At 71.2% G+C, this 19,466-nt stretch carries 18 protein-coding genes; 9 read left to right on the plus strand and 9 right to left on the minus strand.

Annotated elements, in window-relative coordinates:
- The first annotated feature begins 93 nt into the window (after positions 1-93).
- Positions 94-1,326, plus strand: coding sequence for an exo-beta-N-acetylmuramidase NamZ family protein (locus ACZ7L5_RS24175; RefSeq protein WP_471518688.1), 1,233 nt, complete (start codon positions 94-96; stop codon positions 1,324-1,326).
- Positions 1,327-1,449: 123 nt separating this feature from the next.
- Positions 1,450-2,805 (plus strand): serine-threonine protein kinase, encoded by a 1,356-nt coding sequence (locus ACZ7L5_RS24180; RefSeq protein WP_471518689.1) that lies wholly within the window; start codon positions 1,450-1,452, stop codon positions 2,803-2,805.
- A gap of 18 nt (positions 2,806-2,823) precedes the next feature.
- On the opposite strand, the gene ACZ7L5_RS24185 is transcribed toward ACZ7L5_RS24180, so the two are convergent.
- A complete protein-coding gene (locus ACZ7L5_RS24185; protein ID WP_471518690.1) occupies positions 2,824-5,619 on the minus strand; it encodes a penicillin acylase family protein in 2,796 nt (931 codons plus the stop codon).
- A gap of 266 nt (positions 5,620-5,885) precedes the next feature.
- On the opposite strand from ACZ7L5_RS24185, the gene ACZ7L5_RS24190 reads away from it, so the two are divergent.
- Together ACZ7L5_RS24190 and ACZ7L5_RS24195 are read left to right on the plus strand one after the other, a co-directional pair.
- Positions 5,886-6,491: a hypothetical protein gene (locus ACZ7L5_RS24190; protein ID WP_328882693.1), complete on the plus strand. Its 606-nt coding sequence runs from the start codon at positions 5,886-5,888 to the stop codon at positions 6,489-6,491.
- Positions 6,492-6,585: 94 nt separating this feature from the next.
- The gene (locus ACZ7L5_RS24195) at positions 6,586-7,314 is read left to right on the plus strand and encodes a 3-keto-5-aminohexanoate cleavage protein (protein ID WP_471518691.1); all 729 of its coding nucleotides are present in this window, start codon (positions 6,586-6,588) and stop codon (positions 7,312-7,314) included.
- Here the strand turns inward: ACZ7L5_RS24195 and ACZ7L5_RS24200 are convergent.
- Positions 7,284-7,994 (minus strand): hypothetical protein, encoded by a 711-nt coding sequence (locus ACZ7L5_RS24200; protein WP_471518692.1) that lies wholly within the window; start codon positions 7,992-7,994, stop codon positions 7,284-7,286. The two genes, ACZ7L5_RS24195 and ACZ7L5_RS24200, sit on opposite strands and share 31 nt — an antisense overlap.
- 168 nt (positions 7,995-8,162) lie before the next feature.
- On the opposite strand from ACZ7L5_RS24200, the gene ACZ7L5_RS24205 reads away from it, so the two are divergent.
- Positions 8,163-9,230, plus strand: a complete 1,068-nt coding sequence (locus ACZ7L5_RS24205) for an RNA ligase (ATP) (protein WP_471518693.1) — start codon at positions 8,163-8,165, stop codon at positions 9,228-9,230.
- Between the two features lie 266 nt (positions 9,231-9,496).
- On the opposite strand, the gene soxR is transcribed toward ACZ7L5_RS24205, so the two are convergent.
- Positions 9,497-9,997 carry a redox-sensitive transcriptional activator SoxR gene (soxR, locus tag ACZ7L5_RS24210; RefSeq protein WP_328882689.1) on the minus strand — a complete coding sequence of 167 codons (501 nt, stop codon included), beginning with the start codon at positions 9,995-9,997 and terminating at the stop codon, positions 9,497-9,499.
- Between the two features lie 115 nt (positions 9,998-10,112).
- Here soxR and ACZ7L5_RS24215 point away from each other — a divergent pair, with 115 nt between their 5' ends.
- Positions 10,113-10,574, plus strand: coding sequence for a MaoC family dehydratase (locus tag ACZ7L5_RS24215; protein ID WP_471518694.1), 462 nt, complete (start codon positions 10,113-10,115; stop codon positions 10,572-10,574).
- 24 nt (positions 10,575-10,598) lie between these two features.
- Here ACZ7L5_RS24215 and ACZ7L5_RS24220 read toward each other — a convergent pair whose 3' ends face one another.
- From ACZ7L5_RS24220 to ACZ7L5_RS24230, 3 genes are all read right to left on the minus strand, one after another.
- The gene (locus ACZ7L5_RS24220) at positions 10,599-11,222 is read right to left on the minus strand and encodes a TetR/AcrR family transcriptional regulator (RefSeq protein ID WP_363038867.1); all 624 of its coding nucleotides are present in this window, start codon (positions 11,220-11,222) and stop codon (positions 10,599-10,601) included.
- A gap of 133 nt (positions 11,223-11,355) precedes the next feature.
- The gene (locus ACZ7L5_RS24225) at positions 11,356-11,643 is read right to left on the minus strand and encodes a YiaA/YiaB family inner membrane protein (RefSeq protein WP_328428790.1); all 288 of its coding nucleotides are present in this window, start codon (positions 11,641-11,643) and stop codon (positions 11,356-11,358) included.
- A gap of 59 nt (positions 11,644-11,702) precedes the next feature.
- Positions 11,703-12,854, minus strand: a complete 1,152-nt coding sequence (locus ACZ7L5_RS24230; RefSeq protein WP_471518695.1) for an acyl-CoA dehydrogenase family protein — start codon at positions 12,852-12,854, stop codon at positions 11,703-11,705.
- 104 nt (positions 12,855-12,958) lie between these two features.
- Here ACZ7L5_RS24230 and ACZ7L5_RS24235 point away from each other — a divergent pair, with 104 nt between their 5' ends.
- From ACZ7L5_RS24235 to ACZ7L5_RS24245, 3 genes are all read left to right on the plus strand, one after another.
- On the plus strand, positions 12,959-13,600 hold the full coding sequence (locus ACZ7L5_RS24235; protein WP_328882685.1) for a TetR/AcrR family transcriptional regulator: 642 nt from the start codon (positions 12,959-12,961) through the stop codon (positions 13,598-13,600).
- A gap of 45 nt (positions 13,601-13,645) precedes the next feature.
- Complete coding sequence (locus ACZ7L5_RS24240) at positions 13,646-14,368, plus strand: ArsR/SmtB family transcription factor (protein ID WP_471518696.1); 723 nt, start codon at positions 13,646-13,648, stop codon at positions 14,366-14,368.
- A gap of 63 nt (positions 14,369-14,431) precedes the next feature.
- A complete protein-coding gene (locus tag ACZ7L5_RS24245; RefSeq protein ID WP_471518697.1) occupies positions 14,432-15,382 on the plus strand; it encodes a DMT family transporter in 951 nt (316 codons plus the stop codon).
- On the opposite strand, the gene ACZ7L5_RS24250 is transcribed toward ACZ7L5_RS24245, so the two are convergent.
- The 3 genes from ACZ7L5_RS24250 to ACZ7L5_RS24260 all read right to left on the minus strand — a co-directional run bounded on the left by ACZ7L5_RS24250 (position 15,374) and on the right by ACZ7L5_RS24260 (position 19,369).
- Entirely contained in the window at positions 15,374-16,696 is a 1,323-nt protein-coding gene (locus tag ACZ7L5_RS24250; protein ID WP_471518698.1) for an MFS transporter, read from the minus strand. The two genes, ACZ7L5_RS24245 and ACZ7L5_RS24250, sit on opposite strands and share 9 nt — an antisense overlap.
- Positions 16,697-16,889: 193 nt before the next feature.
- A complete protein-coding gene (locus tag ACZ7L5_RS24255) occupies positions 16,890-17,969 on the minus strand; it encodes a Zn-dependent alcohol dehydrogenase (RefSeq protein WP_471518699.1) in 1,080 nt (359 codons plus the stop codon).
- Between the two features lie 11 nt (positions 17,970-17,980).
- On the minus strand, positions 17,981-19,369 hold the full coding sequence (locus ACZ7L5_RS24260; protein ID WP_471518700.1) for an aldehyde dehydrogenase family protein: 1,389 nt from the start codon (positions 19,367-19,369) through the stop codon (positions 17,981-17,983).
- Between the last annotated feature and the right edge of the window lie 97 nt (positions 19,370-19,466).

Here is a 19,466-nt window from a genome sequence, read left to right on the forward strand (position 1 = left end):
GCCGTATCGATGTGCGGCTCCGCCGCGTGGGCGCGACAAGCCACAAACGACGGCACCTTCCCCACACCCTGCGGGAGCAATACCGTGCCCCTCATGCGCCTATCCAGACGAGCTCTCCTCGCAGCGACCACGGCAGCAACCGCTCTCTCCGCCGCACCCCCGGCCTCAGCGACCCGGCACCGCCTGCGGACCGGCTTCGAGAACCTCGCCGCAAACGGCTACGCGGACCTGCGGGGCCAGAGCGTCGGAATCGTCACCAACCCCACCGGCGTGACCCGCGACGTCCGCCACATCGTAGACGTCATGCACGCCGACGAGAGGGTGAACCTGACGGCCGTCTTCGGCCCCGAGCACGGCTTTCGCGGCACCGCCCAGGCGGGCGGCTCCGAGGGCCGCTACGACGACCCGGCGACCGGGCTCCCGGTCTACGACACGTACCTGAAGAGCGGCCGCCCCCTCGCCGACATCTTCACCGCGTCCGGCGTGGACACGGTGGTCTTCGACATCCAGGACGTGGGCGCCCGCTTCTACACCTACATCTGGACGCTCTACGACTGCATGGAGGCGGCCCAGCTGGCCGGCAAGCGCTTCGTCGTACTTGACCGGCCGAACCCGGTGACCGGACGCGCGGCCCAAGGCCCCGTCCTCCACAAGGAGTTCGCCACCTTCGTCGGCCGCCGGCCCATCTCCCAGGCGCACGGCATGACGGTCGCCGAGCTGGCGCGGCTGTTCAACGGGGAGTTCCTCACCACCCCGGTGGCGCTGGAGACCGTACGGATGACGGGCTGGAAGCGGTCCGGGTTCTACGACGCCTGGGACCTGCCGTGGGTGCCGCCGAGCCCGAACATGCCGACGCCGGACACTGCGCTGGTCTACTCGGGCACCTGCCTCTTCGAGGGCACGAACCTCTCGGAGGGACGCGGCACCACCCGCCCCTTCGAGCTGCTGGGCGCTGAGGGCATCGACGGACGCTGGGCGGCGGCCGCGAACGAACTTGGGCTCCCCGGCGTGCGCTTCAGGGAGGCATACTTCGCGCCCACGTTCTCCAAGTTCCAGGGCAAGACCATCGGCGGCGTACAGCTCCACGTCCACGACCGCGCCGCATACGACCCCGTCCGCACCGGCATCGCCCTGCTGGTGACCGCCAAGAGGGCCTGGAGCGGTTTCAGTTGGCGTCCGGACAACTGGATCGACAAGCTCACCGGCTCCGCGCAGGTCCGCACGATGATCGACGCGGGCGCGAGCGCCGACGAGGTGGTGGCGGGCTGGCAGGGGGAGCTGGCGGCGTTCCGGCGGGTGCGGCGGGAGTACCTCCTGTACAAGTGAGCGGCCCGTGCTCATGGCCACCACGGCGGGTTACACGGATGGGTGATGACGTATGGCCAATCCCGCCCGGTAGCAGGACGATGCGCCCGTATCGCACCACTTCGGGGGACGAGAGGGCCCGTCATGGCGGAACCGGCAGTGAGCGTGACTCCTTACTGGGAGCTGACCTTCGACGCGGACGGCGATCCGGACTCCGGGAAGCGGGACCGGCTGCTGGCCCAGGTGGCGCAGCACCACGTCCGTGATCTGATCGTCTTCGCGCACGGCTGGAACAACGACCGCTCGGTGGCGACCCGGCTCTACGACCGCTTCTTCGCACCGATCCCGCAGCTCGCCCCGGCGGCGAAGATCGGGTACGTGGGCGTGGTCTGGCCGTCGATGAGGTTCGCTGACGAGCCGATCCCGGACTTCCCGCGGGCGGTGGCGGCCGAGCTTCCGCGTCGTCCGGCGCTCGACAAGGACACGCGGCACGCGCTGCTGGAGACCTTTCCCGGGCGGGCGACCGTGATCGACCAGATCGCGCGACTGTTGGACCAACAGCCGCGTGAGGAGGCCGAGTTGGAGGAGTTCGGACGGCTGGTGCGGATGCTGGTGGACGTTGTTCCGCCGGGACCGCAGGTGCTGTTCGCGGCGGACACGCTGGCGGAGGGCGTGCCGCAGAACTCGCCGGACATGCTCTCGGGGCCGGTGGCGGCGGTGTGCGAGGAGTTCGCGCGGGCGCTGGCGCATCTCGAAGCGCCGGACAGAACTCCGGAGGGCAGCGCGCCCGACCCCGTGCCCGATGGTGCGGCCTCGTTCTCGCTGCCGAACCCCTGGGAGGGCGCGCACGAGCTGCTGCGGCAGGCCACGTACTACGCCATGAAGCGACGCGCCGGAACGGTCGGTGAGCGTGGGCTCGGAAGGGTGGTGGGGCAGCTGGCCGGGCGGGCGCCCCAGGTGCGGGTGCATCTGGTCGGGCACAGCTTCGGAGCGCGGCTGGTGTCGTTCGCGCTGCGCGGGCTGCCGAAGGGCGTGCGCACGGTGAAGTCGGTGACGCTGCTCCAAGGCGCCTTCTCGCACTACGCGTTCGCGTCCCGGCTGCCGCACGACGCGCGCGCGGGCGGGGTGCTGGAGGGCCAGCAGAACCGCATCGACGGACCGCTGGTGTGCTGCCACTCGCGGCACGACTCGGCCCTGTCGACGGTGTATCCGCTGGCCTCCCGCATGGCGGGGGACGCGCGAGGGGTCGCGGCTGTCGACGTCGGCCGGATGCTGGGCGCCAAGTGGGGTGCGTTGGGGCACGGCGGGGTGCAGGCGGTGCCGGGGACTCGGTCGTTCAAGCTGGCCGACGCGCTGAAGGCGAGGTTGCCCACCTCGGGGTGCGTGAACATCGACGCGGCGGCGGTCGTCAAGCGCGGGGGGCCGCCGGCGGGGGCGCACAGCGACATCGTGCACCGGGAGCTGGCGCAGGTGGTGCTGGCGGCGGGCCGCATCAAGTGACCCGCCGCCACCTTGCCGTCACCGGTGTGACGTGAACTCCACCACCTGCTGATACGTCGGCCGGTTCTGCCAGCTGATCCTGCCGTGCTTGATGCCGCCCAGGGTGCGCTGGACGATCGAGTCGGCACACCACTGGTCGCCCGCCGAGCACTGGTCGTCGCCGGGGTAGACCTGGGCCGCGGTCTTGCCGGCCGCCTCCTTCAGGGTGCCGATCAGAAGGTCGCGGCAGGCGCTGAGGCTGCCGCCGCCGCAGTACTCGCGGTCGAGCGGCCCCTGGACCGGCTCACCGAGCACGGCGCGGATGTCCTTGTCGACGTAGGACCACCAGCCGTACTGGAAGGCGCTTCCGGCGTGCGCGCCGGTCGGGCCGTGGGCGGCCGACGGGGACTCGTCGATGGGCAGGTTGTCCGTCATCGCGGCATACAGTTCGCTGCCGAGGCTCGGTTCGAACTGGGCCTTCACCAGCAGAGGCCACCACGCGTCCAGGATGCGGATCGCGTCGGCGTCGGCGTACTTCTTCGAACCGGCCGACGTCTCGGTGCGCTTGCCGCCCGCCGACAGCCACGTCTGCAGCTTGCTCACCGCCACCGAGGCCGTCGGGTCGGTCACCGGGGAACTGGTGACGACCTTGAGCAGGTCCGGGAGTACGTCCTCGGCACGCAGGTCGGCAAGGCCCGCGTCGGCCATCGCCTTCACCAGCGAGGCCCGGGTCACGCCGCCCGCGTCGACGAGCTTGCGCACCCGGTCCTGAAGCAGGTTGCCGCGGTGGACCGAGCCGTCGCCCCAAGGTGCGGTCGTGTAGTCCTTGGCCTGCTTGTTGTTCCAGGAGACGTAGTAGTCCTGGTCGATGGAGTTGGGGTGGGCCGAGGGCGGGGTGTACTGCGCCGTGTTCGTCGCCGGGTCCCAGTTCCGCCACTCGTAGGCCGACTGTGCCCATGCGGGGAACTCCGCGTCGACGCCGGTCGCCCGCACCGGGTTGTCGCCGCTGTTGTAGTAGGCGGTGTGCTCGGAGTCGGCGTAGAACCAGTTGAAGGTGTAGTTGATGTGCTGCACCGCCTTCTGGAAGTCCTCCGGGCCCTTGACGTAGTCGGGGTCGTTCAGCATCTGGAAGCCGATGATGGAGTCGGCCTCGTGCAGGTAGGAGGAGCGCAGGGTGGTGTAGGCGACCTTCTTGCCGCCGACGGTCGCGCGGTGCGTGACGGGGCCGTACTTCGTCCGCCAGACACGCATCGTGTACGAGCCCGCGGGGGTGCTGTCGGCCGTCGTCGGCTTCCAGGCGTTCTTCTGCTCGATCTTCTCCATCGCCGTGCAGGTGCCGCGGTACAGGTAGTGGTGGTCGTCCTGGCACAGCTCGACGGCGTAGGTGTCGATGATGTCCTGGCCGGACGTCGTGGCGCTCCATGAGTAGTCCTGGCCGCGGCCGAGCTCGACGTACATGCTCAGGCCCGCGAAGGAGGCGCCGCGCGCGCTGATGCCGGGGCCCTGGATCTCCTGGAGCAGGAGGAGCTGGGGTGCGAAGTACCCGGTCTGCGGGCCGAAGACGGCGACCGGGTGGCCGCTCGCGGTGTGCTCGCCGCTCACCACCAGGGCGTTGGACATACCCCGCTTCGCCGAGGTCATCGCGGTCTCGGCGGCCTTGGCGGAGGCGCCGGCCGCGGCGGAACCGGCCGCGCTGCCGGCGCGGTCGTACACGAGCTGTTCCTCGGCGACCGAGCCGGCGTCCGGCAGGGCCGCGCCCTGTGGGTTCTCGGGCTTGGTGGCGTACGGGAAGCTCTTGTCGTGGACGGTGACGACGGCTTCGGGGTCGTTGCGCTCGCGGAAGGACTCCCAGAGCTCGGTGCCGTCGGCCACACCGTACTTCTCCTGGGCGGCCAGCAGCGAGATCGCGTTGTTGACCTCGCCGCCGCCCCCGGAGCCGAACAGGGCACCGATCACGGAGCCCAGCGCGACCATGTCGGTCAGCTTGAAGTGCTCGATCGTGCCGGCGTTGGTGACGGAGTCCTTGTGACCGGTCAGGACGTACTCGCCGGGGAAGTAGCGGCCGCTGTCGGAGGCGTCGATGTAGGCGTTGATGCCGTCGAGGTAGGCCTTCGCGTCGGCGAAAGCCAGCTGCCCGCGTTCGCCGTTCGAGGCGACGGCGCTGTCGATCTGGGCCTGGAGGTCGGCCTCGGTGTACGGCGCGTGGCGCCAGAACTGCTGCTCCAGGCCCTGGTTGGACGGCGCGCCTCCCGCGAAGGAGGTCAGCTGCCCGCGTCCGACGTGCCGGAAGACGTCCATCAGCCACAGCCGGTCCTGGGCGGCCGCATAGCCGGCGCCGAACTCCGTGCCGAATCTGGTGGTACCGGTGATGTGCGGCACACCCGTCTTCTTGTCACGGACGATCGTCACGTCGCCGCGCCCGGCGGGATTCACGGTGGAGGCGACTTGATCGGACGGGACGCCGAACGAGGCGTCGTTGAAGAAGTTGTTGATCGTCGCGTTGGTGAGGCCGGGGTGGCCCTTGGCCAGGTCGGCATAGGGACCCAGCTGGTCGGAGGCGTGTTCGGGCATCGTGCCGAAGGCCTGGTTGAGCAGGATCTGGGCGAGGGTCGCGTTGCCGTTCTGGCCCGGCGGAAGGATGTCGGAGCACTGCTTCCCGCAGTGGTCGGCGGCCGCCGGCGCCTCGGCCGACGCCTCGGGCGCGGCGACCGCCGGGGAAAATGGCGACAAAAGACCGGCGATCAGAGCGCATATGGATGCGGTCTTCAGGAACCCGTGGAATCTGCCGGGAGTTCTCAGTCCGACTAAGGCGTTGCGTGGGGTACGCCGTGGCATGGCCGCTCCTACCGACGAGGGTGAGCCGGGATGTTACCGGCGGTATCCCCGAGATTGAAGATGAACATGCGTCATGTTTGGGAGTCGCCTGGGAACGCGACAGAGACCGCACGAGGGAGCGCTATGGAGGCCATCGGAAATCGGATGGAGCGGGGATGGAGCCGAATCGCTTGTCGATACGTCTATTCGTCAACGTCGCGCGAAGTCCGTGCGGCGACGCCGAAGTGACCGAAGTACAGGTGCAGGTGTGACGGAGGTGCAGGGCGATGGCCGGTTTCCGGAGTCTGGCGAGACAGGTGCGCGACCCGCGGTGCGATCTGGCGCTTCGGCGCTACTCGCTGCGTAAGTGCCTTGAGCGTTTCGCTCCTTACGGGCACAGGGCGACCTGGGACCACTTGTGCTCCCGGGCAGGATTCGGTCCGGAGGACCGGTCCCCCGATCCGGCGCGGCTCGTGGCTGCGTTGGACGAGCTGGAGGAAGCGCGTTCGGTCTGGCTGGCCTACGAGGTCGAGTTCGCCGAGCGACGCAGGAAGGAAAAGCACGACGGACTGCGCAGGCCGGGCAGCGTGGACGACTGGCACCGGCTGACCTGGGGCGGTTTCGGAGTCGCCTGGTGCGACAACCCCCGGGTCCACCCCGATGAACCACTGGCCGAGGTGCTGCGCCGACTGATCTCCGCGCTGGAGCGCGATCCGGGTTGCGAGTGCCCGGTGTGCGGCGGGGAGCGACTGGTCTGGCAGTACGACCTGGCCCATGAACCGTCGTCGGGCCCGGTCTGCACGGACTGCGGAATCGTGGTGCCGCGTCCGGTTCTCACGCCGGAAGCGCTGGCGGCGTCGCGGCGCGAGCGGCGGTTGTTGGTGTCCGCCTAGTACGACGGGGGTGCGCCGGGGATGCCGCACCCCCTATTGCCCACCCGTCATGCCGTCTGGGCCAGATGTCAGTGGTGACTGACACCATCGAGCCATGATCCAGGTGTGTCTGAACGGGTCCCGCGGAGCGGGCGACGGTGCGGTGGTGCCGCTCTCGCCGGATGCGCTGGCCGACTCCGCGGCCGAGGCCGTCGCGGCCGGGGCCACGGACCTCCATGTCCATCCCAAGACCCCCTGCGGTGGGGACAGTCTGTCGCCGCGCGTGCTCGCACCGACGCTGGCGGCGATCCGGGCGCGGGTGTCGGTGCCGGTCGGGGTGACGACGGGCGCCTGGGCGGAGCCGGAGCCCGAGAAGCGGCTGGAGCGCATCCGGAGCTGGACCGTGCTGCCGGACCACGCCTCGGTCAACTGGCATGAGGAGGGCGCCGAAAAGATCGCTGCGGCGCTGATCGAGCGCGGCGTCGGCGTCGAGGCCGGCATCTGGTCCGGCACGGACGGGGCGGTCCGGTTCGCGGCCTCGCCGCTGGGGCCAAGGGTGCTGCGGGTGCTGGCGGAGGTGACGGACACGTCGGCCGAGACGGCCGAGGGGACCGCGCACTCGCTGCTGACCGACCTGGGCCCGGCGTTCGGCCGCCCGGTGCTGCTGCACGGGGAGGACGGGGGTACCTGGCCCGTGCTGCGGCTGGCGGGAAGGCTGGGGCTGGCGACGCGCATCGGCCTGGAGGACACGCTGGTCCTTCCGGACGGGGAACGGGCGGCTTCCAACGCCGAGTTGGTGGCCGAGGGGCTGGCTCAGTACGGGTGGGCCCAGCGCTCGTCGTAGGGCAGGTCGAGGAGTTCGGCGCGGGTCGCGAGGTCGTACTCGCCCGCCTCGTGCAGGCGTGCGGCGCCGGGACCCGAGAGCCAGGTGCGCAGGTCCGTAAGCCCGGCGTCCGCGGTGTCGTCGTACCACCAGCAGAAGGGTGAGGAGTCGGACAGCAGGTCGTAGAGCCAGACGTCGGCGCAGCGAGCGAGGTGCGCGTCGGCGACCCGGCCGGGACCCCACCCCGCGAGGAAAGGGGTCACTGTCCTGGCGATCGTGGCGCAGGTGTCGAAGATGCCGTCGATGCCGTACGGCGGCTCGGGCGACGCCAGGGCGGCCTGCCACCAGGCGTGCAGGAACGTCTCGATCGCTGCGGCCTGCTCGGCCGGCCAAAGGCGCCAGTCCACCCGGGACAGCCCATGACACCCGTGGCCGATCGCGCCCGGGACGCCGTCGGCCATCGCCCGTACCGCCTGCGGCAGCAGGCGGCGCATCACGGCCGCGTGGTCGTCGAAGTGGTCGGGCACCTCGAAGAGGAAGTACCACACCACGTCCTCGGGGATGGGCACGTCCGGCGTACGCAGGTACGCGATCTCCCCGGGCGCGTGGCAGTAGCCGCAGCCGGTCTCGTCGGGGCTCGCGAATCCGCTGAAGACGGTGTCGATCTGGGCGAGGGCTGCGTCAAGGGCGGCTGAGGACATGGTGGGTCGGTCCCGTCAGGACTCCGTGCACGGCAGCGGGCCGCCGGCCGAAGATCGCGACGATAGCAGGCGGTAATCCGGTCGCTCCATCCCTTTCCCGTCCGGACAGTTGGGGGCGATGAAACCCGTCTGAGCGACACCCCCGTCTGAGCAATACCGAGGAGCCTCATGTCGACGCTGCGCGTCACCGCCGAAGTGCTGACCGTCCACGAACATCCCAACGCCGACGCGCTGGAGCTGGCCCAGGTGGGTCTGTACCGCGCCGTCGTCGCCAAGGGCGCGTACCGCACGGGTGACGCCGCCGTGTACATCCCGGAGCAGTCCGTGCTGCCGGCGGGGCTGATCGAGGAGCTGGGGCTGACCGGGCGGCTGGCGGGGAGCAAGGCGGACCGGGTCAAGGCGGTGCGGCTGCGCGGTGAGCTGTCGCAGGGCATCGTGTGCCGGCCGAAGGCTCTGGCCGACGTCGACCTGGCGCGCGCGGCTGCGGAGGGCGCCGACTTCGCCGAGCGGCTCGGGATCACCAAGTGGGTGCCGCCGGTCCCGCCCACGATGTCCGGCGACGTGGAGTCGGCGCCGGATCTGCTGCCGTGGGTCGACATCGAGAACATCCAGCGGTATCCGGACATCTTCACCCCGGGCGAGCCGGTGGTGCTGACCGAGAAGCTGCACGGGTCGGCGTGCCTGCTCACGTATGTCGCCGACGAGGAGCGGATGTACGTGTCCTCCAAGGGCTTCGGGTCGAAGTCGCTGGCGCTGAAGGAGGACCCACGGAACCTGTACTGGCGGGCGGTGCAGGCGTACGGCGTCGCCGAGGTCGCGGCTCGGGTGGCCGAGCGACTGGGCGCGCGGCGGGTGGGCGTCTTCGGTGAGGTGTACGGCGCGGGCGTGCAGGACCTGACGTACGGCGCCGACGGGCGCCGGGAGACCTTGGGGTACGCCGTGTTCGACGTCTCCGCGGAGATCGACGGCCGGGTGCAGTGGCTGGACGCGACGGAGGTGCTGAAGGGTGAACTGCCTCTGGTGCCACGCCTGTTCGAGGGCCCGTACGACATCGAGCGGGTGCTGGAGGTCGCCGGCGGACGGGAGACCGTGTCCGGGCGGGAGCTGCATCTGCGGGAGGGCGTCGTGATACGTCCGGTCGCCGAGCGGTACAGCACGGTGACCGGCGGGCGGGCCATCGCGAAGGCGGTCAGCCCGGCGTATCTGACGCGGAAGGGCGGGACCGAGTACGAGTGACTCGGGCTCCGCCGGCTTGTGGGTGCCCGGCGCTTGGGCTGCGCCCGAAGGGGTCGCTCACCCGCGCTCGCGGAGTGCCGCTTTCTTGGGGACGGGCGCCGGCCCAGCGGCACACCGCTGCCCCCAGTCATGCCGGCATGAGCGCCCGCCGCCACGGGTCGCGGGCGCAGCTCCGTGGGCACGACCACGAGTGCAGGGCCGCGGCTGCCCTCGGCAGTTGCCCGGCGCCAGCGGCCCCCGGCCTCCTGCCCCTGCCTCCGCCGCCCCTACCGCCCGGCCCCGCCGCCGCTCCTCCCCTTCTCCCGGCCTCCCCCCTGTTCCACCATCAGGCGCGATCCCGCCCGGCGTTCACCGAAGGCGTCGTTCGGGTTGGAGAGGATGCAGGTGTCCAGGGAGAGGCAGCCGCAGCCGATGCAGTCGGTCAAGTGGTCGCGGAGGCGGTTCAGTTGCTTGATGCGCTCGTCCAGTTCCGAACGCCAGGCCTCCGACAGGCGTGCCCAGTCCTCGTGGGTGGGGGTGCGTTCCTCGGGGAGCTCGGCGAGGGCGTCGCGGATCGTCGCCAGGGGGATGCCGACGCGTTGGGCGGCGCGGACGAAGGCAACCCGCCGGAGGGTGTCACGCGTGTAGCGGCGCTGGTTGCCTGAGGTGCGGCTGCTGCTGATCAGGCCCTTGGACTCGTAGAAGTGCAGGGCGGAGACGGCGGCGCCGCTACGGGCGGCGAGCTGGCCGACCGTGAGCTCGTGGATCTTCTCGGGGATCTGGGGCACCCCTCAAACCTACCTACCGCGGCACGGCCCCCGTCCGTTGACAGGGACCCCAAGGCCTAGCATGCTAAGCAGTTGCTTAGACATGACGGAGACATGCGACGCGAGAGGCCGGGACATGGCAGAGCCGAGGATCTTCACAGGCGCCGACGACCTGAAGGCGGCAGTGGGTGAGCAGCTGGGGTACACCGACTGGGTGGAGGTCGACCAGAAGCGGATCGACCTGTTCGCGGAGGCGACCGGCGACCACCAGTGGATCCATGTCGACCCCGAGAAGGCCGCCGCGGGGCCCTTCGGGACCACCATCGCCCACGGGTACCTCACCCTCTCCCTGCTCCCCATTTTCGGACCCCGGCTCATCGCGGTCGAGGGCGTGAAGATGGGCGTCAACTACGGGACGAACAAGGTCCGCTTCCCCGCCCCGGTGCCGGTCGGCTCCCGACTGCGCGCCACCGCCACCATCACCGGTGTGGACGACGTCAACGGCGGCGTCCAGGTGACCGTCGCCTTCACCGTGGAGCGCGAGGGCGGGGACAAGCCGGTGTGCGTCGCCGAGTCCGTCTCCCGCTACTACTTCTGAGCCGCGGCCACCGCTGAGCGCGGGCTACTTCGCGCCCACCATCCGCAGCACGAGGTCGGCGTACAGCGCGCCGACCTCGTCGGGCGTCCAGGGGCCGTCGACGTTGAACCAGCGGGCCACGTCGATGCACAGCGAGAGGACGGCGAGGGTCGTGCCGTGGACGTCCAGCACGTCGAAGGCACCGGCGGCCACGCCGTCCTCGATGATCCCGCGGACCTCGGCGTCGCACTGCCGGCGCAGCGCGAGGATCTCGGCGCGGGCGTCCGGGCCGAGCGAGTCCAGCTCGTACTGCACCACCCGCGCGGTCGTACGTCCCCCGGCGTGCCAGCGGACGAAGGAGCTCACCGCGTCGGCGAGCCGCTCATTCGGCGTGCCCTCCCGGCGGGCCGCCGTCTGCAGGATCTCCAGGGCCTTTTCGTGGCCGATCCTGCTGATGCGGTGGAGCAGCTCTTCCTTGGTCTTGTAGTGGATGTAGAGCGCGGCCGGGCTCATGCCGGCGCGGCCCGCGATGTCACGGGTCGTGGTGGCGTGGTAGCCACGCTCGGCGAAGGCCTCCACGGCGGCGATCAGCAGCCGCCGGGCCGCGTCGGGCGTGACCTCACCCCACGCCGACGTCTCGCCGTCGGCCGTGTCCTCCGCCGTACTCATCGCTCACTCGCCCCTCTCGCTGACAGAGCCACCACCATACCGCCGATACTGAGCGAGCGCTTAGCGAGGCGTCGGCAGGGGCGGGAACGAGCCGGACCGGGCCCGCCCGGGCCGGTCCCGCACTCCTCGGGGCTCAGATCTTCTCGAAGGGGTCGTGGTCGGCGAGCAGCTTCTCCAGCCGGGCCTGGTCGACCCGGCTGACGATCTGCCCGGCCTCCTGACGGTCCCGGATGACCTTGGCGAGCGTGAACGCCGAGGTCACCAGGTAGAGAACCGCGATCGCGAGGAAGCCACGCACCCAGGCGTTGGCACTCAGCTGGTAGATGCCGATGCCGGTGGCGGCCATGGCGACCGCGAAGGACGCGACGGCCTGGCCGTAGAAGGCGGCCGTACTCTGCTGCTTGACCGGTGTGTCACTCATGGGCCAAGGGTCGGCGAACGAGGCCCGCGCCACATCCGCTGAACTACTCAGCCGCGTACTCAGAACGCCGAAACCCCCGTCAGCGCCCGCCCGATGACCAGCTTCTGGATCTGGCTCGTGCCCTCGTACAGGGTCATCACGCGGGCGTCGCGCAGCAGTTTGCCCGCCGGGTACTCGTCGATGTAGCCGTAGCCGCCGAAGACCTGGAGGGCGTTGTTGGCGGCGCGGACCGCGGCCTCCGAGGCGAACAGCTTGGCCTTGGAGGACTCGACGGCGAAGGGCAGCCCGCGGTCGATCAGGTCGGCGACCCGCCAGGTCAGCAGCCGCGCCGCGTCCACGTCGACGGCGATGTCGCTGATCAGCTCCTGGACCAGCTGGTGCCGGGCGATGGACTTGCCGAACTGCTCGCGTTCACCGGCGTAGCGGACCGCCGCGTCCAGGGCGGCCTGGGCTATGCCCACGCACCCTGCGGCGACCGACATCCGGCCCTTGGCCAGGGCGGACATCGCGACCGAGAAGCCCTTGCCCTCCTCCCCCAGCATGGCCGCCGCGGGCACCCGCACGTCCTGGAGGACCAGCTCGGCGGTGGCCTGACCGCGCAGGCCGAGCTTGCCGTGGATGGTGCGGCGGGCCAGGCCGGGCGTGTCGGTGGGGACCAGGAAGGCCGAGACGCCCTTGTGGCCGGGTGCGTCCGTGGAGCGGGCGAAGAGCAGGACGACGTCGGCCCAAGTGCCGTTCGTGATGAACATCTTGGTGCCGTTGATGACGTAGTCGTCGCCGTCGCGGACCGCCCGTGTGGCGAGGTTGCCGGCGTCGGAGCCGGTGCCCGGCTCGGTGAGGCCGAAGCAGCCGACCTGCTCGCCGGAGGTGAGCCCGGGCAGCCAGCGGCGCTTGTGCTCCTCGCTCCCCCAGGCCGCGACGGTCTTGGCGACCAGACCCAGGGAGACCGACACGATGCCGCGGACCGAGGAGTCGCCCCGGCCCAGCTCCTCCGTGACCAGGCAGTACGCCAGATGGTCGCCGCCCGAGCCGCCGTACTCCTCGTCGATGGTCAGGCCCAGGAAGCCGACCTCGCCGAGCTTCTTGACGACTCCGCGGTCCACCTCCTCGGCCCGGTCCCACGCGACGACGTGCGGGGCGATCTCGCGCGCCACGAAATCCCGGGCGAGTTGCCGGACGGCGGTCTGCTCGTCGCTGAGCTCCAGATTCATGCCGAGTCACCCCACAGAGAACGGACTTCGACGGCCGCACATTGAAAGCCGTACATTTAAATTAGCACTGCTAGTTTCCGTTCGGCAGCCCTACTATGTGCGCCATGGCCCGACCCCGCAAGCCCCTCCTCAGCTACGACCGGATCGTCGCGACGGCTCGCGAGCTCGTGGACGCGGAGGGCCTCGCGGCCGTCTCCACGCGCCGGCTCGCGGCCGAGCTGGGCGTGAGCGGGCCCTCCCTCTACAACCACTTCCGTACGAAGGACGAGATCCTGGAGGCGGTCGCCGACTCGGTCAGCGCGCAGGTCGACCTGTCGATGTTCGAGGACGGCCGGGACTGGCGCACCGCGCTGCACGACTGGGCAGTCTCCTACCGGGCCGCCCTGCGCGACCACCCGAACATCGTCCCGGTCCTCGCCCGCGGCCCCGGCCGCCGCCCGGCGGCGCTGCGGCTCGCCGACGCCGTCTACGGCGCGATGGTCGACGCGGGCTGGCCCCCGGCACAGGCCACGTCCATCGGTGCGCTGATGCGGTACTTCATCATGGGCTCGGCGCTCGGCTCGTTCGCCGGGGGCTTCGTGGACGACGCGAGCGCGTACGACCCCGCCGACTACCCCCACCTCGGGCAGGCCCATCTCCTCGCCGAGTTGCAGGAGAAGATCGACGAGCGCGCCTTCGAGACGGGCCTGACGGCGCTGCTGGACGGCCTCGCGCGGCAGTACGAGCAGGTTGGGCGGGCCACGTAGGCACACCTGCCGATACTTCGGCGCACGCCGAAGTATCCGTGTCGCATGCTGGGGCCCATGAGCATTAGGGACCCCCAGGCACTGCAGCTGGCCCGCCTCGCCGGACTCATCGCCGACGAGACCCGGGCGGCCTGTCTGCTGGCGCTGCTCGACGGACGGGCGTGGACCGCCGGTGAGCTGGCCCGGCACGCCGGGGTCGCCGCGTCGACGTTGAGCGAGCATCTGGGCAAGCTCGTCGCGGGCGGGCTGCTCACCGAGGAGCGGCAGGGGCGGCACCGGTACGTGCGGCTGGCCGACGCACGGGTCGCCCAGCTGGTGGAGGACCTGGCCGCGCAGGTCGGCCCGGCGGCGGACCGGCGCCCGCGGACCCTGCGGGAGTCCAGCGCGGGCTCGGCGATGGCCCGCGGCCGCACCTGCTACGACCATCTCGCCGGGCGGCTCGGCATCGCCGTCACCGACGCGCTGACCTCGCGCGGGCTGCTGCGGCAGGACACCGGGTTCGCGCTGACCGACGCCGGCCTCGGCTGGTTCGGCTCCGCCGGCATCCGCCTCGAGAGCACCGGCCGCCGCCCGCTGGCCCGCGCCTGCCTCGACTGGACCGAACGCCGGCCCCATCTCGCCGGGGTCGCGGGTGCGGCACTGTGCCGGCACGCGCTGGAGGCCGGGTGGTGCGTACGGATCGGTTCGGAGCGGGCCGTGAAGGTCACGGACAGCGGCGAGCGAGTGCTGTTCGAGCTGCTCGGCATCGAGTCGTCGGCGCTGCGCTGAGCCGCAGCGTCCGGTCCGAATTCCGCCAGCCCCGCACCCCTTCCCCTCCCTAGCCTCTGGAGCATGGTGAACGTCCCCCTTGCACACTCCGCCCGCCGACCCGGGCTGCTGGCGGCCGGTGCCGCCACCGTCACCGTCGTGATGTGGGCCTCGGCCTTCGTCTCCATCCGCAGCGCGGGTGCGGAGTACTCGCCGGGCGCGCTGGCGCTCGGGCGGCTGCTCGTCGGTGCCCTGGTGCTGGGGGTCGTGTGTCTCGTCCGGCGGGAGGGGCTGCCCCCTCGCGCGGCCTGGCCCGGGATCGCGATATCGGGGCTGCTCTGGTTCGGCTTCTACAGCGTCGTGCTGAACTGGGGCGAGCAGCAGGTGGACGCCGGTACGGCCGCTCTGGTCGTGAACATGGGGCCCATCCTGATCGCCCTGCTCGGCACCCGGCTGCTCGGTGATCCGATGCCGCCGCCGCTGCTGGCCGGTATGGCGGTGTCGTTCGCCGCTGCGGTGACCGTGGGGCTGTCGATGTCGGGCGGAGGCGGCTCGTCGGTCCTCGGCGTGGTGCTGTGCCTGCTCGCCGCGCTCGGGTACGCGGGCGGAGCCGTGGCGCAGAAGCCGGCGCTCGGCCACGCCGGCGCGCTCCAGGTGACGACGTTCGGCTGCCTCGTCGGCGCGGTCCTCTGCCTGCCCTTCAGCGGGCAGCTCATCTCCGACGCCGCCGATGCCTCCCTGTCGGCGACACTCAACATGGTCTACCTGGGCGTCTTCTCGCTGGCGCTGGCCTTCACGACGTGGGCGTACGCCCTGGCCCGTACGACGGCCAGCCGCATGGGCGCGACCACGTACGCGGTGCCCGCGCTGGTCGTGCTGATGTCCTGGCTGACTCTGGGCGAGGTGCCGGGGCTGCTCACGCTGGCCGGCGGGGTGCTGTGCCTGGCGGGTGTCGCCGTGTCCCGCTCCCGGAAGCGGGCCACTCGGGTCGTGGCAGCTTCGCCGCGACCCGAGCAGACCCGGGAGTCAGCGTGAACGCGCCCTGTCCGCAAGGACCTTGATGGACAGCAGGGCGATCACCGAGAGGAAGATGATGTAGCCCGAGACCGCCATCGAGGTGCCCGTGGCCTCCAGCAGCAGCACCATGACGAACGGGGCGAGGCCGCCGCCGAGCACGGCCGCGATCTGGTAGCCGAGGGAGGCGCCGGTGTAGCGCATCTCGGGCGTGAACAGCTCGGCGAACAGGGCCGCCTGGGGGCCGTACATGATGCTGAGGAAACAGCTGGCGACGAACGTGCCGACGGCCAGCCACAGCAGTGAGCCGGTGTCGATCAGCAGGAACAGGGGTATGGCCCACAGCGCGATGCCGGCCGCGCCGATCGCGTAGATACGGATGCGGCCGAACTTGTCGGAGAGCGCGGCGGCGGCCGGGATCAGCACCAGCTGGGTGAGGCTGATGCAGAGCGAGACGGTGAGGACGGCGCTCTTCTTCATACCGAGTTCGCGGGTCGTGTAGTCGAGCACGCCGGTGATGATGATGTAGAAGGTCGCCGTGTTCACGGCGAAGGAGCCTCCGGCGAGGAGCACCGTACCGAGGTGGTCGCGCAGGATCGTCCGCAACGGAGAGGACTGTTCGGCCTTCTGCTCCTCGGCCAGCTTCTTCTCCGCGTCCCGGAATTCGGGGGTCTCCTCGACGCGCGTGTGGATGTACCAGGCGAGCACGAGGACGAACAGGCCGACGAGGAACGGCACACGCCAGGCCCAGGCCGCGAACTCGGAGTCGGTGGTGAACGCGCCGGCCAGCAGGAACACCGTGTTGGCGGTCACCACGCCGATGGGGACGCCGAGCTGGACGAAGCTGCCGTAGATGCCGCGCTTGCCCTCGGGGGCGTACTCGGTGGCCATCAGCATCGCGCCGCCCCACTGGGCGCCGACGGCGATGCCCTGCAGCACGCGGAAGAGGACCAGCAGGATCGGGGCGGCGACGCCGATCGTGTCGTAGGTCGGGAGCAGGCCGATGCCGGTGGTGGCGAGGCCCATCAGGGTGAGCGCGAGGACCAGCATCGGCTTGCGGCCGCGCTTGTCGCCCAGCTGGCCCGCGACGACGCCGCCGATGGGACGGGCCAGGAAGCCGACGGCGAAGGTCGCGAAGGAGGCGAGCACGCCGGCGGTGGGGCTGCCCGCCGGGAAGTACAGGTCGCCGAGAACGAGAGCGGCTGCGATACCGAAGACGAAGTAGTCGTACCACTCCACGGCTGACGCGAGAGCGGCGGCGGTGGCGACGCGGCGGCGGTTGCCGGCGGCGGGCGCGGTAGGGGTGAGCGGCTGGGCGGAAGGTGCCGTGTCCATGCGTGCACACTCCGATGGGTGCTGGGGACGGAACGGGGGGTGGCTCAGGTTCCGGGGAACGTACTGACCGGACGGTATGTACGTCAACGGTCGTACAGCAGGAGTTTTTACCTGCACATGGCACACAGAGCGGCATCCGGACACGCCTGCGGCCCCGGCCTCGCACGGAGACCGGGGCGTGCGGAAAGCAGGTCTAGAACACCACCAGTGCCCTGCCGCCCTTCCCCGCGAGCATGTTCTCGAAGGCCGCCGGGATGCCCTCCAGGCCGATCCGTTCCGTCACGAGCGCGCCCAGGTCCAGGCGGCCTGCCCGTACGTGCTCGGCCAGGACCGGTACGTCCCGCGCCGGGTCGGAGTTGCCGTAGACGCAGCCGGCGAGGGTCCGGCCCCAGTGGAAGATCTCCAGGGCGTTGAACGTGACCTGCTGGTCCTTGCCGCCGATGCCGACGACCGTGGTGCGGCCGCCGCGGCGGGTGGAGTCCCAGGCCGTGCGGATCGTGGCCGCGCGGCCCACGCACTCGACGGCCACGTCCACGCCCTGCTTGTCGGTCAGCCCCCGGATCTCGCGGGCGGTGGTCTCGGAGGCGACCACATAGTCGGTGGCCCCGGCCGCGCGCGCCAGTTCCTCCTCCGCCGGGGAGACGTCGACCGCGACGATGCGTCCGGCACCCGCGATACGGGCCGCCTGGAGTGCCGAGAGACCCACTCCCCCGACGCCGTACACCGCGACCGTCTCGCCGGGCTGGACCCGCGCCGAGTGGTGGACGGCGCCGTAGCCGGTGAGGACCGCGCAGCCGAGGAGGGCGGCGTCGGTGAGGGGGATGCCCGCCGGGAGCGGCAGGACGCAGCCCGCCGACACCACTGTCTCCTCGGCGAACGCCGCGACGTTCAGACCGGGGTGGAGGTCGGTGCCGTCGGCCGTGCGGGCGTACACGTCGCCGGCGCCGTTGAGGGCGTTGGCGCACAACCAGACCTCGCCGAGCGAGCAGGCATGGCAGCTACCGCAGGACGGGGCCCAGTTGAGGACGACCTCGGCGCCGGGCGCGACGTGCGTGACGCCCTCGCCGACGGCGACGACGGTGCCGGCGCCCTCGTGGCCGAGGACGGCGGGGACCGGCACCCGCATGGTGCCGTTGGACAGGGACAGGTCGGAGTGGCACACCCCGGCGGCGGCGAGACGGACGCGGACCTGGCCGGGGCCGGGGTCGGGAAGCTCGATGTCCGTGATCTCCAGCGGGGCACCCACTTCGGGCAGGACGGCTGCGCGTACCACGTGAACGCTCCTCAGAACTGCAGGGACTTGGTCTGGAGGTACTCGGCGAGACCGTGCGAGCCGAGCTCGCGGCCGACGCCGGACTGCTTGTAGCCGCCGAAGGGGGCGAGCGGGTTGAAGCGGCCGCCGTTGATGTCGACCTGCCCGGTGTCCATACGGCGGGCGAAGGCCACCGCCTCCGCCTCGTCCCCCGCCCAGACCGCGCCGGCGAGGCCGTAGACCGTGCCGTTGGCGATGCGCAGGGCGTCCTCCTCGTCCTCGTAGCGCAGGACGGACAGGACCGGGCCGAAGATCTCCTCCTGGGCGATCGTCATCTGAGGGGTCACGTCGGCGAAGACGGTCGGGGAGACGAAGTAGCCCTGTTCACGCGGGGATTCGGGGCCTCCGGCCACCAGTCGCGCGCCCTCCGCCACACCCTTCTCGATGTAGCCGCGCACCCGCTCCTGCTGCTTGGCGTTCACCACCGGGCCGATGCGCTCGCCGTACTTGGTGGCGGCGGCCGTGGCCAGCTCGACGGCCTCGTCGTACTGGTCCCGGTGCACCAGCATCCGCGTCCAGGCGCTGCACGTCTGCCCGGAGTTGGACATGACGTTGGCGACGCCGACGTTGACCGCCTTGGCCAGGTCGGCGCTCGGCAGGATGACGTTGGCGGACTTGCCGCCCAGCTCCAGGGCGACCTTCTTGATCGCCGCGCCGGCGACCGCGGCGAGCTGCCGGCCGACGGCCGTGGAGCCGGTGAAGGAGACCAGGTCGACGCCCGGGTGCTCGGCGAGCGCCTGGCCCGCGACCGGTCCGCGGCCGGTGACCAGGTTGAAGACGCCCGCGGGTACGCCGGCCTCGTGGGCCGCCTCGGCGAAGAGCTGGGCGACCAGCGGGGTGTCCTCTGCGGGCTTCAGCACGACCGTGCAGCCGGCGGCCAGCGCCGGGGCGACCTTGGCGACGATCTGGTGGAGCGGGTAGTTCCAGGGCGTGATCGCGCCGACCACGCCGATGGGCTCGTGGTGGACGGTGGAGTTGCCGACCTTCTCCTCGAAGGCGTACGTCGCCGCGAGCTCGGCGTAGCTGCCCGCGACCGCGATCGGCAGACCCGTGTGCACCGACTGCGAGAGCTTCAGGGGCGAGCCGAGCTCGGCGGTGACCGTCTCGGCGATCTCGTCCTTGCGGGCCTCCAGGGCGTCCCGCAGGGCGGTGAGCCGGGCGGCCCGTTCCGCGGGCGGGGTGGCGGCCCAGGCCGGGAGGGCGGCACGGGCGGCCCGTACGGCGGTGTCGACGTCGACGGCCGTACCGGCCGGGACCTGGCCGATGACCTGCTCGTCGGCCGGGTTCACGACGTCGATGGTGTCCGGGCCGGCGGCGGGGCGCCACTCGCCGTCGATGTACATGCCGTCGTGCGCCTTCATGGTGCGTCCTCCCGGGCTGGGCCGTGTCGTCGTGCCACTCATAAACTAGCGGCGATAGTTTTCGGGCGCCAGGCACCCCCTGACTTCGCGCCGGGGC

Source organism: Streptomyces sp. NPDC107528, assembly GCF_055639295.1.

Coding starts and splice junctions, on each gene's coding strand:
- ACZ7L5_RS24175 (WP_471518688.1), top strand. CDS start 94: ATGCGCCTATCCAGACGAGCTCTCCTCGCAGCGACCACGGCAGCAACC.
- ACZ7L5_RS24180 (WP_471518689.1), top strand. CDS start 1,450: ATGGCGGAACCGGCAGTGAGCGTGACTCCTTACTGGGAGCTGACCTTC.
- ACZ7L5_RS24185 (WP_471518690.1), bottom strand. CDS start 5,619: ATGCCACGGCGTACCCCACGCAACGCCTTAGTCGGACTGAGAACTCCC.
- ACZ7L5_RS24190 (WP_328882693.1), top strand. CDS start 5,886: ATGGCCGGTTTCCGGAGTCTGGCGAGACAGGTGCGCGACCCGCGGTGC.
- ACZ7L5_RS24195 (WP_471518691.1), top strand. CDS start 6,586: ATGATCCAGGTGTGTCTGAACGGGTCCCGCGGAGCGGGCGACGGTGCG.
- ACZ7L5_RS24200 (WP_471518692.1), bottom strand. CDS start 7,994: ATGTCCTCAGCCGCCCTTGACGCAGCCCTCGCCCAGATCGACACCGTC.
- ACZ7L5_RS24205 (WP_471518693.1), top strand. CDS start 8,163: ATGTCGACGCTGCGCGTCACCGCCGAAGTGCTGACCGTCCACGAACAT.
- ACZ7L5_RS24215 (WP_471518694.1), top strand. CDS start 10,113: ATGGCAGAGCCGAGGATCTTCACAGGCGCCGACGACCTGAAGGCGGCA.
- ACZ7L5_RS24220 (WP_363038867.1), bottom strand. CDS start 11,222: ATGAGTACGGCGGAGGACACGGCCGACGGCGAGACGTCGGCGTGGGGT.
- ACZ7L5_RS24225 (WP_328428790.1), bottom strand. CDS start 11,643: ATGAGTGACACACCGGTCAAGCAGCAGAGTACGGCCGCCTTCTACGGC.
- ACZ7L5_RS24230 (WP_471518695.1), bottom strand. CDS start 12,854: ATGAATCTGGAGCTCAGCGACGAGCAGACCGCCGTCCGGCAACTCGCC.
- ACZ7L5_RS24235 (WP_328882685.1), top strand. CDS start 12,959: ATGGCCCGACCCCGCAAGCCCCTCCTCAGCTACGACCGGATCGTCGCG.
- ACZ7L5_RS24240 (WP_471518696.1), top strand. CDS start 13,646: ATGCTGGGGCCCATGAGCATTAGGGACCCCCAGGCACTGCAGCTGGCC.
- ACZ7L5_RS24245 (WP_471518697.1), top strand. CDS start 14,432: ATGGTGAACGTCCCCCTTGCACACTCCGCCCGCCGACCCGGGCTGCTG.
- ACZ7L5_RS24250 (WP_471518698.1), bottom strand. CDS start 16,696: ATGGACACGGCACCTTCCGCCCAGCCGCTCACCCCTACCGCGCCCGCC.
- ACZ7L5_RS24260 (WP_471518700.1), bottom strand. CDS start 19,369: ATGAAGGCGCACGACGGCATGTACATCGACGGCGAGTGGCGCCCCGCC.